The sequence below is a fragment of the Bradyrhizobium sp. BR 10261 genome (assembly GCF_019455395.1).
Lineage (GTDB): Bacteria > Pseudomonadota > Alphaproteobacteria > Rhizobiales > Xanthobacteraceae > Bradyrhizobium > Bradyrhizobium manausense.
The window spans coordinates 332,569-344,132 of record NZ_JACOFQ010000003.1 but is presented as its reverse complement, the minus strand read 5'-3'; the positions used below and the strand labels follow the sequence as shown (position 1 = coordinate 344,132).

General features: G+C 64.7%; 10 protein-coding genes and 1 pseudogene. 3 read left to right on the top strand and 8 right to left on the bottom strand.

All coding sequences use genetic code 11. The features are described 5' to 3' along the window. Positions 1-108: 108 nt before the first annotated feature. From phnE (HYH07_RS05460) to phnC, 4 genes are all read right to left on the bottom strand, one after another. Positions 109-954 (bottom strand): phosphonate ABC transporter, permease protein PhnE, encoded by an 846-nt coding sequence (gene phnE / locus HYH07_RS05460; protein WP_220001495.1) that lies wholly within the window; start codon positions 952-954, stop codon positions 109-111. Continuing rightward, positions 951-1,835, bottom strand: coding sequence for a phosphonate ABC transporter, permease protein PhnE (phnE, locus tag HYH07_RS05455; RefSeq protein WP_220001494.1), 885 nt, complete (start codon positions 1,833-1,835; stop codon positions 951-953). Before phnE (HYH07_RS05455) ends, phnE (HYH07_RS05460) begins: the two co-directional genes overlap by 4 nt. An 86-nt stretch (positions 1,836-1,921) precedes the next feature. Continuing rightward, positions 1,922-2,851, bottom strand: a complete 930-nt coding sequence (gene phnD, locus HYH07_RS05450; protein ID WP_220001493.1) for a phosphonate ABC transporter substrate-binding protein — start codon at positions 2,849-2,851, stop codon at positions 1,922-1,924. A 63-nt stretch (positions 2,852-2,914) separates the two neighbouring features. Continuing rightward, positions 2,915-3,724, bottom strand: coding sequence for a phosphonate ABC transporter ATP-binding protein (gene phnC, locus HYH07_RS05445; protein WP_220001492.1), 810 nt, complete (start codon positions 3,722-3,724; stop codon positions 2,915-2,917). A gap of 151 nt (positions 3,725-3,875) precedes the next feature. Between phnC and HYH07_RS36710 the strand changes: the two are divergent. The 3 genes and pseudogenes from HYH07_RS36710 to HYH07_RS05435 all read left to right on the top strand — a co-directional run. After that, positions 3,876-4,022, top strand: a pseudogene (locus tag HYH07_RS36710) (chloramphenicol acetyltransferase); the annotation flags it as partial. Further along, positions 4,019-5,212 (top strand): alpha-D-ribose 1-methylphosphonate 5-triphosphate diphosphatase, encoded by a 1,194-nt coding sequence (locus HYH07_RS05440; RefSeq protein ID WP_220001491.1) that lies wholly within the window; start codon positions 4,019-4,021, stop codon positions 5,210-5,212. The pseudogene HYH07_RS36710 and the gene HYH07_RS05440, both read left to right, overlap by 4 nt. Before the next feature lie 18 nt (positions 5,213-5,230). After that, a complete protein-coding gene (locus tag HYH07_RS05435) occupies positions 5,231-5,956 on the top strand; it encodes a DUF1045 domain-containing protein (protein WP_220001490.1) in 726 nt (241 codons plus the stop codon). Here HYH07_RS05435 and HYH07_RS05430 read toward each other — a convergent pair. The 4 genes from HYH07_RS05430 to HYH07_RS05415 form a co-directional block, all read right to left on the bottom strand. After that, on the bottom strand, positions 5,934-6,542 hold the full coding sequence (locus HYH07_RS05430; protein ID WP_220001489.1) for a hypothetical protein: 609 nt from the start codon (positions 6,540-6,542) through the stop codon (positions 5,934-5,936). The two genes, HYH07_RS05435 and HYH07_RS05430, sit on opposite strands and share 23 nt — an antisense overlap. 83 nt (positions 6,543-6,625) lie before the next feature. Then, on the bottom strand, positions 6,626-8,026 hold the full coding sequence (locus tag HYH07_RS05425) for a selenium-binding family protein (protein WP_220001488.1): 1,401 nt from the start codon (positions 8,024-8,026) through the stop codon (positions 6,626-6,628). 311 nt (positions 8,027-8,337) lie between these two features. Next, complete coding sequence (locus HYH07_RS05420; protein WP_220001487.1) at positions 8,338-9,276, bottom strand: dihydrodipicolinate synthase family protein; 939 nt, start codon at positions 9,274-9,276, stop codon at positions 8,338-8,340. Positions 9,277-9,388: 112 nt separating this feature from the next. Beyond that, the gene (locus tag HYH07_RS05415; RefSeq protein WP_220001486.1) at positions 9,389-11,470 is read right to left on the bottom strand and encodes a methyl-accepting chemotaxis protein; all 2,082 of its coding nucleotides are present in this window, start codon (positions 11,468-11,470) and stop codon (positions 9,389-9,391) included. Between the last annotated feature and the right edge of the window lie 94 nt (positions 11,471-11,564).

The following is an 11,564-nucleotide window of genomic DNA, read 5'->3' as shown; positions in this document are numbered from 1 at the left end:
GACCGCCTCCCAAGCCAGCCGCGCGACGCGCGCCTTCAAATAGCGCCGTAGCTAGCGCGGCTGGCTTGGGAGGCCTCCGTGCCCGTTACCCCATCTACGCATCGTTGCTCAGGCAACCGCCCGCTCACCGATGATCGCAAAGCGCAGCTTGCCCGAGATGAAATCGATTCCAGCGACGGCGACCAGGATCATCAGGATCAGGAACGACACCTTCTGCCATTCCAGCACGCGGATCTGCTCGGCGAGCTGGAGGCCGATGCCGCCGGCGCCGACGATGCCGATGATGGTGGCCGAACGCGTGTTCGATTCGATGAAATACAGCACCTGGCCGGCGATGACGGGCAGCACCTGCGGCATCAGGCCGAAGCGGATCTCGTGCAGCGCGCTGCCGCCGCAGGCGCGGATGCCCTCGACCTGCTTCCGATCGGCGCCTTCGATCGCCTCCGAGAACAGCTTTCCGAACGCACCGAAATCCGCCACGGCAATCGCGAGTACGCCGGCGAACGGGCCGAGCCCGACCACGTTGATCCACACCAGCGCCCAGATCAGCGTATCGACGCCGCGGATCGAATCCAGGAACCGCCGCACCGGGAAACGGACGATGTTAGGGACGATATTGCGGGCCGCAACCAGGCTGACGGGCAGCGCCAGCAAGGCGGCCAACGTTGTGCCGAGCAGCGCGATCGACAGCGTCTCGCCCAGCGCCTTGAGATAGAGCGGAAGCGACGATCCGGGATCGGGCGGCATCATCATCATGCTGATCCAGCCGAGCTGGCTTAAGCCCGTGATGAAGCGCGCCGGCGAGAAATCGAGATCGACAAGGCCGAACACGAAGATCGCAAGCGCCGCGACGAGCATCGCCGGCGTCGCCAGGCGCGCCGATGCCGGACGGTTGAAGACGTCGGGGTAGCGCGCGCGGAGCTCCTCGGTGTTGACGTCCTGCGGATTATTCAATTCCGCGCCTCCTTGCCGAACAGGCGGCCGCGCACCCAGCCGGTGGTGATGTCGATCAGGAACACCGTGACGATGATGGTGACGAGGATGGCGCTGACGTCGGAGTAGTAGAATTTTCGGATCGCGACGATCAGCTCCTGCCCGATGCCGCCGGCGCCGACAAAGCCCATGACCGAGGCCTCGCGCACATTGATCTCGAAACGCAGCAGCGCGTAGCTGGCGTAACCCGCCGAGACCTGCGGCAGGATCGCAAAGCGCATGCACGACACCCAGCTCGCGCCGGTGGAGCGGATGGCCTCGACCGGCTTCATCTCGGCGTTCTCGACCATCTCGGAAAACTGCTTGCCGAGCGCGCCGGTGGAATGGATCGCGATCGCGAGCACGCCCGCCACCGGACCGAGGCCGAAGGCCATGACGAAGATCAGCGCGAACACGATGCCGGGCACCGTGCGCGCGAATTCAAGCAACCGGCGCACCGTGAAGCGCAGCCAAGGGGCGGGTGAGGTGTTCTCGGCGGAGAAGAAATTGAGCAGGAAGGCAAGGACGGCGCCGATCAGCGTGCCGACATAGGAGATCAGCAGCGTCTCGCCGAGCAGCTTCAGCCATTTGCGCAGGCCCCAGAACCACTCGCCGAGATCGGTCCAGACCCGCTGGCCGCTGTCGAGGGTGAGGATGCGATTGAAGTAGCTGACGAAGTTGCCGAAATAAGTGAAGAAGGTGCGCAAATTCACCTCGGCGCCGATCGAGGCCACGATCAGCGCGGCGACGAACAACGTGAAGCCCGCCAGCAGGCGCAGGCGCTTGCGTGCGACCGCTTTGCGATAGGCGGCGTTGAGGGCGGCGAGCTGCTGCTCGGGAAGGATCGAAACCGCAACCGTCATCGAAGGCACAGATCCATCACAAACAGATCCATCAAGAAAAGAGCCGGGTCCATCGACCCGGCTCGAGTAGCCTCGTCCCGACGAGCTCAGGACGCCTTCTTACGCAGATTATCGACGAACTTAATCAGATCGAGGGTCTTGTTGTAATCGTCGTTGGCGATCGGCTCCCACGGCTTGTTCTTGCCGTCGGAGAGCTTCTTGAACGCCTCGGGATCCTTCTGCGCCGCATCGAGGAAGGCTTTCTTGATGGCGGCCTTCATGTCCTCAGGCAGGTCGCTCAGATAGGCGTAGGGCGAGTTGATGATGAGGTCGGACTTCACGACGATGCGGAAGTCCTCCTTCTTCATCGGCGTGCCATCGGCCGACTTCACCATGCCCTTGTTCAGCATGCGGGTCAGGTTGGAATCGTCGTCCGCGTTCCACCAATTGGCAGCGACGTCGACGGTTCCTTGCGCGAGTGCGAGAACGGCATTCTCGTGGCTGCCGGTGAAGACGACCTTCGAGAAATAGGCATCGGGATCGATGCCGAGCGCGTTCAGCTTGAAGCGCGGCATGTTGTTGCCCGAGGTCGAGTTCGGATCGACCAGGCCCAAATTCTTGCCCTTGAGGTCCTCGATCTTCTGGTACGGCGATTTCGCCAGCACGTAGAACACCGAGTAATAACCCTTCGAGCCGTCGGAGTTGACGTCGATGACGAAGGCGTCGGTCTTGACGCCGGTAAGCCGGGCACGCGCGAACGAGGCCGGGCCGTAATAGCCGATGTGGATGTTGCCGGCGCGCTGGCCCTCGATGAGGGCGGCGTAGTCGTTGGCGACACGCAGCGTCACCTTGACGCCGAGCTCCTTGGACAGATAGCTGATGAAGGGGGCGTAACGCTCGGTCACGCCCGAACCGTTCTCGGCCGGAATCGCGGCGAAGGTGATCTCCGGATATTTCGCCCTCCAGTCTTCGGCGGAAGCGGATCCGGCAAAGGTCAGCGCGGCGGCGCCGGCAAGAACTAATCTGCGAGTGATCATGATGCCCTCTTCATCTGATAGGAGCGGTTGACGCAAAACTGGTCATGACGGATGCGACGCGGCTCAGGCCGCCGCAGCCGTTCCGAGTGCCGGGACCCCCTCGGGCACCGGCGCAGGCGTGCCGCCCAGGATTTCGGCGGCTTCGAGATCGTAGAGCTCACGCGCGACAAGGTCGGTCAGCGCGGACGGCGCGCCGTCGAACACCACGCGGCCCGCCGCCATGCCGATCAGGCGATCGCAATAGCTGCGCGCCAGATCGAGCGAATGCAGGTTGCAGAGCACGGTGATGCCGAAATGCTTGTTGATGCGCAGCAGCGCATCCATGACGATCTTGGTGTTGCGCGGATCGAGCGAGGCGATCGGCTCGTCGGCGAGGATGATGTCGGGCTGCTGCACCAGCGCCCGTGCGATCGCCACGCGCTGCTGCTGGCCGCCGGAGAGCTGATCGGCGCGCTGCGCCGCGAGCGAGGCGATGTCGAACTGTTCCAGCGCCGACATCGCCAGCGCCTTGTCCTGCTCGGGCCACACTTGCGACAGCGAGCGCCAGGCCGGCATGGTGGCAAGACGGCCCATTAGCACATTGGTCAGCACGTCGAGCCGGCCGACCAGGTTGAACTGCTGGAAGATCATCGCCGACCGCGCCCGCCACTGCCGCAGTTCCTTGCCGCGCAGCGCGGTGACGTCGAGGCCGTCGAACAGGATGCGGCCCCGCGTCGGCGTCACCAGACGATTGATTGCGCGCAGCAGGGTCGACTTGCCGGCGCCGGAGCGCCCGATCACGCCGACGAAGCCGCCGGGGGAAATTTGAAACGAAGCCTCGTCCACCGCGGCTTTTGCGCCAAAGCGGCACGTCAGACCTTCAACCACCAGCATGCAGGGCTCCAGAGTAGCTGGACCCCACCGCTATCCCCGGCGGTTGACACTTGTATGACACGCGCAATGCGGCGTGGCGATCCTGCACACTTCATCCCCTGTCATCGTATCGTCATGACACCGTCATTGTGCCGCTCGAACAGATGCGACATTGGCCAGGCTGGCATGGTGGGACTGGGATCACGACAAATTGCGTGCGGCGCTGCCCGATTTCCGCACGCTCGCAATTGAAGATTTCCCGTCGGCATACGAAGCAGAGCCAAGTCTCCCTTCCAGCAAACCAAGCGCGGTCGCGTGACAGACATTTTCATCGAGGGTGGCCGGACCCTTGTTAGCTCCGAGCTTGCCGAAACTTCCCTCTCCGTATCCGGAGCCGACATTGTGCAGATCGATGCGTCTCGCGGCCGGCCGCGGCTGGCGATCGATGCGCGCGGTTTGCTGGTGCTGCCCGGCATCGTCGATCTGCATGGCGATGCCTTCGAGCGGCAGATGATGCCGCGCGCCGGCGTCGATTTTCCGATCGACGTCGCGCTTGATGACACCGACCGCCAGGTCATCAGCAACGGCATCACCACGGTGTTCCACGCCACCACCTGGTCGTGGGAGCCGGGCCTGCGCAGCGGCGACAATGCCAGGCGCCTGCTCGAGGCGATCGAGCGGCGACGACCGCACTTCGCCGCCGACACCCGTTTTCACCTGCGCCACGAGACCTATAATCTCGATGCCGAAGACGAGATCGGCCAGTGGCTGGCCGAGGGCCGCGTCGACCTGTTCGCCTTCAACGACCATATGGACGGGGTCGTTGCCGACATCTCGAATCCGCGCAAGCGCAACCGCATGGTGGAGCGCACCGGCCTGTCGGGCGAGGATTTCGACAAGCTTGTCGCGCATATCGTGTCGCGCGCAGCCGAGGTTCCGGCCTCGATCGTCCGGCTCGCTGCTACGGCCCGCGCGGCCGAGGTGCGGATGCTGTCGCATGACGATGCGACGCCGGCGATGCGCCGGAATTTTCGCGCCATGGGCGTGAGGCTCGCCGAGTTTCCGATAACCGAGGAGACGGCGCGCGAGGCAGCTGATCATGGCGATGCCATCGTCTACGGTGCACCGAACGTCGTGCGCGGCGGCAGCCATACCGGCTGGACCAAAGCCTCCGACATGATCGCCAAGGGGCTCTGCACGGTGCTGGCTTCCGACTATTACTATCCGGCGCCGCTGCTCGCCGCATTCCGCCTCGCCGCCGACGGCGTGCTGCCGCTGGCAGCGGCCTGGAAGCTGATCTCGTCGGCGCCGGCGCAGGCAACGGGCCTCACCGATCGCGGCACGCTCGCCGCAGGCCATCGTGCCGACATTGTGCTCGTCGACGACAGCATGCCGTTGCGGCCGCGGCTGGTCGCGGTGATCGCGGCCGGCAAGCTCGTCCATCTCACCGATGCGACGCGTCTGGCTGGCATCGCGGCGACACCGCGCGAGACTATCGTTGCAGCATAAATTAGTTATGCTTGGGCAATGACAGGTTTTCCCCGCTACGCGATCTATTTTGCCGCCGGCGCCGACCACGCGCTCTCCCGCTTCGGCGCCGAGCTGCTCGGCTATGATGCCTACACCGGCGACGAACTGCCCTTTCCCGGCGACGCCCTGGGCGTCGCCGCCGACTGGCGCGACGTCACCGCCGATCCCCGCAAATACGGTTTTCACGGCACGCTGAAGGCGCCGATGGCGCTGGCAGCGGGCAAGACAGAGGCCGAACTCGCCGCGGCCTGCGCGACATTCGCCGGCAAGGCGCGCCAGATCCCGGTGATCCGCCCAATCGTCGATTCCGTCAGCGGCTTCATCGCCGTCATTCCAGCCGAGCCGGTTGGCGCGCTGCAACAGCTCGCCGCCGATGGCGTCCGCGATTTCGATTGCTTCCGCCAGTCCCTGAACGCGGAAGACCGCGCGCGGCGCAAGCCGGAAAAGCTCAGCGAGCGCCAGCGCGATTATCTCGATCGCTGGGGCTACCCTTACGTGATGGAAGAATTCCGCTTCCACATGACGCTGACGGGGCGGCTCGATGCCGAGCGGCGCGGCCCGATCCTGGAGATGTTGCGGGCAAGTTTTGCGAGGCTGAAGCTGGAAAAGCTGGCGATCGATCGCATCGCGCTGTTCAGGCAGGATGATGCCAAGGCGCGCTTTCGCATCATCGGCGAGTGGGCTCTGGCGCGGCTGGAGCTCAGCGCCAGCTCACGAGATTGAAAGCGAGCGCCACCGCGCCGACCAGAACGAGGCTGGTCGCCCAGACTGCATCGAGATTGAACCAGCTTCGCGAGACGAACCTCAATCCCAGATGGCGGTAGACTAGCCACGCCAGACACCCGCTGGCGCCGACCATGGCGGTCACGTGCACCAAGGACACCAGCACCGCCATCCCGAGGCTTGACTCAATAAGGCTTGCCTTCATCAGCGCGCCCGCCGCCTCATGGCCGGCATCGAGATCGAAGGCCTGACAGAGCCCGAGATAGATCGGCACCAGCATCAGGGCGGCGCCGTGAGCGATGGCGACGGCAAACGACCAGAGCGCCAGTTGTGTCGGCGGAATTCGGGCCAGCGCGCGCGGATGACGACGCTCGATCAGCCGATAGACGCCAAAGCCGATGACGAGAAGGCTCGCACCGAGCTGGATTGGACGCTGCCACTCGGCCAGCACGAACAGAAACGCGAATGGCAGCAGCACGAGAAGCGTTGCCAGGAGATGCCCGGCCGCCAGAGCCCACAATGCACGAAAGAGCGCGCGCGGGCTCTTGTCCATGAGCCCGGCTGAAACTGCGAGCGGCCATCCCATTCCCGGATTGACTCCGTGGTAGAAACCGCTCGCAGCAAGCGCGAGCCACAGCCAGCCAACCGCCGGGCCCGCATGCGTCCCATCTAGACCGACGGGTAGCAAAAGGAGTCGGTCGAACAGTCGCCGCCCTCGAGCCTGATCTGGTGCGCACGATATCCGTCGGGGAAGCTCACGAAATAGTCCCTGTCGAGCTCGATGCCGCCGTTGCGACCGACATTGGCCATGACTTCCACGCCCGGAACCCCGTCGGGATAGAACTGGTCGTCCCAGGTGGAATAGAGCGAGTTGGTCCAGTATACGCGCCGGCCATCGCGGCTGATCTCGACCATCTGCGGACCCGCCGCAAAGGCCTTGCCGTTCGGATGGGGCGTGCGCCGCGCGATGCCGCCGATGTGGACGGAGCCCGCAAGCTTCGGCTTTCTGGGATCACTGACGTCGTACTGGCGCATTTCACCCGTGCCCCAGCACGAGACATAGAGAAACCGGTCGTCCATCGACAGGTCGATGTCCGTCACCAGCGGCGGCACGGCGCCAAATCCCTGCAGCAGCGGCGGGAGCTTCTCCTTTGGCGCGGCTTCGGGAGGGATCGTGGCCGTCTTTTCGGCATGGAATTTTCCACCCTCGCGCCACCAGGTCCAGATCGATGCTTCGAGGTTGGTGGTGTCGACCACAACGCCAACGAAGCCGTATTCGCGAACCGGATCGTGCGCGGGCCGCACCTCCAGCGCCATCTGATGATTGGCGCCGAGGTCGATGGTCTGGACGTTGCGCCGGGCGCGGAGATCCCAGAAGTGGAGACGATGGCCATATTTGTTCGACAGCAGATCCTCCGGGACGATCCCGTTCTCGAACTGCGGCGGTAACGCCCATTCGCTCGTCACCATGTAGTCGCGCGGCAGGTTCCACCAGAAATCATAGTGCAGCGTCTGCGGACCGCGGTCGATCTCCCATCGTCCAAGGACCTCGAATGTCTCGCAATCCATGATGAAGACGCCTGGAGGGCCATTGGTGCCATCCTTGCCCCCGCCACCCAGCGTGCTCACATAGATGCCGTCCGGCCCGCAATGAATGGTGTGCGGCCGCGAGTAGCCGGTCTTCTTGAAGACTTCCTCGGGTTCGATGATCTTGTGGATCTTGGCCTTGGTCGGATCGGGCTTGGTATCGATGATGTAGATCCGCGACGAGCGCAGCCCGGGAATGATGAGATAACGCCGCTCGATGAAGGCGTGTCCGGCCAGCGGCGACAAGGCCGAGGAGCAGGCATTCCAGCCGAAGTGATGAAACTCATCGCCCTTGTTGGGCATCGTCACGGTGTGGACGATCTGGCTATAGGTCGGCGATCCCGGCTTGACGTCGATGACCGCGAGAGCGTCCGGCTTCGAGAAATCCGGACTGAGCAGCAAGGTGTAGGCAAAGTTCTCCGCAGGCGCTTCCATCGCAAGCCTGGGCGATGCGTGAAAGGTGGGATCCGGCCTCATCGTCATGGCACTGCCTCCCTGTTCTGTCGGTTCGCTCCAACCTGGCTCGGGATAACGGCAAAAGAAGAGCTGTTGCGCGATGTCTTGTTACGCGATGACTTGTTACGCGATGACTTGGGATTCTCCGCAGGGCCGGTTGGCGAGCGTACAATATGCCATCGCCGGGCTGCGCGAAACTGGCGTAACCGCGATAATTCGACGCCTCACAGCCGAAATTGGCAGACCCCGTCATTGCGAGCGAAGCGAAGCAATCCAGACTGTCTCCGCGGACACATTCCTGGATTGCTTCGCTCCGCTCGCAATAACGAGGGAGAGAATTACTTTCCCCAGCGCAGCGCCAGCGCGTCGCGCTCCTTGGCTAGTTCCAGCAATCCTGCGCGCGTTGCCGGATGCAGCGGTTGCAGCGGATGGCGCACCGCGTCGGACTTGATCACGCCGCCGGCCTGCATCATCGCCTTGCAGGCGATCAGGCCGCATTGGCGGTTCTCGTAATTGATCAGCGGCAGCCAGCGTTCATAGGCGGCCTTCGCCTTCTCCCGGTCGCCCGCGAAATAGGGATCGATGATCTGGCGGATACCGTCGGGATAGCCGCCGCCGGTCATCGCGCCGGTCGCGCCGGCATCGAGATCGGCCATCAGCGTGATGGCTTCCTCGCCATCCCAGGGGCCCTCGATGTCCTTGCCGCCGGCCTCGATCAGGCTGCGGAGCTTTGACGCCGCGCCCGGCACCTCGATCTTGAAATAGCGGATGTTGGAGAGCTCGCGCGCCAGCCGCGCCAGCAGCTCGACCGACAGCGGCGTGCCCGCAACCGGCGCATCCTGGATCATGATGGGGATGGTGATCGCGCCCGAGAGCACCTTGAAGAATTCGACGATGCCCTTCTCCGGCACGCGGAAGGTGGCGCCGTGATAGGGCGGCATCACCATCACCATGGCGGCCCCGGCGGCCTCGGCCTGCTTGCTGCGCGCCGCGCACACCGCCGAGCTGAAATGGGTGGTGGTGACGATCACGGGCACGCGGCCGGCGACATGCTCCAGCACCACATGCATCACGGCCTCACGCTCGGCATCGGTCAGCACGAACTGCTCGGAGAAATTGGCGAGGATGCAGATGCCGTTCGAGCCGGCGTCGATCATGAAATCGATACAGCGGCGCTGGCCCTCGAGATCGAGCTCGCCGCGCTCATCGAAGATGGTGGGTGCGACCGGAAACACGCCGCGATAGGGGCGCTGAGCCTTATGTGGGGTGACCGGCATCGAAATTATCTCCCTGTCGTCCTGTCGTTGGAGCTTGGTACCGCTACCATTTACAGGTCGCGGGCAGGGCCGGCAATGCCGATCCACGTTCCATCAAGCTGGGAAAGAAGCCCTAGGCGGACTTCACGGCGCCGAGGAAGCCCTCCACCGCGGTGCGGAGGCGGTCAGCGTCGGCCGACATCTTGGTCACGGACTGGAACAGCACCGTGCCGGCATTGCCGGTCTCCTGGTTGAGCTGGGCCACGCTGCCGATGGTGTCGGTGACCTCGCGGGTGCCCTGGGCCGCATGCTGGAAGTTGCGCGAGATCTCGGTGGTGGCCGCGCGCTGCTGTTCGACGGCGGCGGCGATGGCCGTCATCTTCTCGTCGATGCCGCCGATGGCGCCCCCGATCGAACGGATGGCGGCAACGGCCTGGCCGGTCGCGCTCTGGATCTCCTCGACCTGGCGCGAAATCTCTTCGGTGGCGGTCGCGGTCTGCGACGCCAGGCTCTTGACCTCGCCGGCAACCACCGCAAAGCCGCGCCCGGCCTCGCCGGCGCGCGCCGCCTCGATGGTGGCGTTTAGGGCGAGCAGATTGGTCTGGCCGGCGATGGCGTGGATCATCTTCACGACTTCGCTGATGCGGCCGGCGGTCTGGTCGAGGATCTCGACGGTGGCGTTGGTCTGCTCGACCTGCGCCACCGCCTCGCGCGCATCGCGTGCGCTGGACTGCACCTGCGCGGAGATTTCGCCGACCGAGGCCGAGAGCTCCTCGGTCGCGGCCGCGATGCTTTCGAGATTGTTGGTGGCCTGCTCGGCGGCGGACGACACCGCGGCCGTCTGGCTGCTCGATTCCGACGTCAGCGTGCGCACGTCGGTCGCAGTGGCATCGAGCTCCTTGGCCGATGCCGCGACGCTCTGGATCACCGCCTGCACGGTGTCATCGAAGCTACGGCATGCCTCGTCCACGGCGCCGGAGCGGGCGAGCTGCAGCGCCTGCTGCGATTCGCGTTCCCGGCCGAGCCGTTCCGCGATGGCCGCGCTCTCGCGCAGGCTTTCGAGCGCGGCGGCCATGGTGCCGAACTCGTCGGGATAGCGGGATTGCGGAACCGGCGTTGCGTAATCGCGCGCGCTGATCCGGGCGATGGCGTCGAGAATGGCCCGCACCGGACGCATCAGGCGGTTGCGCACGACATAGACACCGGCCAGCGTCACTGACAGCGCCAGCAGGAACGCGAGCGACTGCACGATGAGATTGGTCAGCGCCTTGGCCTGAACGGTCTCGGCTCGCACGATCGACTGGTCGAGCGCCGTGGTCGCGATACCGACAATGAGCGGAAACGGCGACTGGCACAGCGCATTCCAATCCGCCGCTGCCATCGCAGGCTTGCCGCTGCCGTCAAAACTCCTGGTGAGATCGCCGATCTGCTTGAGAACACCGTCGGTCTTGGCCTGCGCGTCCCTTGCTGCGCTCACCAATTCTGCCGGAACATCGGGGGCTGCCAGCAACTCGGCCATGCCGGCCCAGCCGGAGGCAATGGTACCGTCCCACTGTGCCACTGATCGCTTTTGAGTGTCGTCGAGCGGCTTGCTGCTGTTGACGTTCGAGCGCAGCGACGAGCAATGGATGCCATAGCGGTCGCGCACCTGCCAGGCGAGGCGGCGGACCTGGACCATGCGGGCGATGAAGGGATCGTTCATCCAGGCCCGGTTCGACACCGCGGTCGAGGCGAGGTTCGCCGTGTCGATGACCTTGGTGACGGCATCGTACCAGGGGTTGGCGCGCTCGATCTTCCGCTCGGCGCGCGGACGTTTGGCTTCATCATAGAACAGCTGGAATTGCGGCGCGGCCTCGCTCCAGCCCTGCTTCAGCTTGCTCGCCAGCTCGTCCCGGCGGGCAAAGTCGACGCTGGCCATCGCGGCGATGACGCCTTCATAGCCGCCCTGCTCCGCCTTCTCCGCCTCGGCGAGCTTTGCGCGCGGATCGTCCTCGCCGAGGATCGCGCTCTGGGCGTCGCCGCGATTCTGGCGGAGCGCTACCACGCCGTGGAAGATCGCCTTGTCGGCGGCGGCAAGCCGCGCTGTCTCGAGACTGTCGTTGTAGCGGCCGAAGGCCCCGACCATCTGGATCGCCGTCGAAGCCAGCGCGCCGGCCGCCAACAGGGCCATCAGGGTCAGGAGCAGCGAGCTTACCGATTTCTTAAACATTGCCATGGGTCACAAGGGGCCTTCGTCCAGGAGAGGCCACCTTGCATCGCGACATGCCAATGTTCGGTTAAGGTTTTGGTCAAATGCGGGTCGGTCCCGC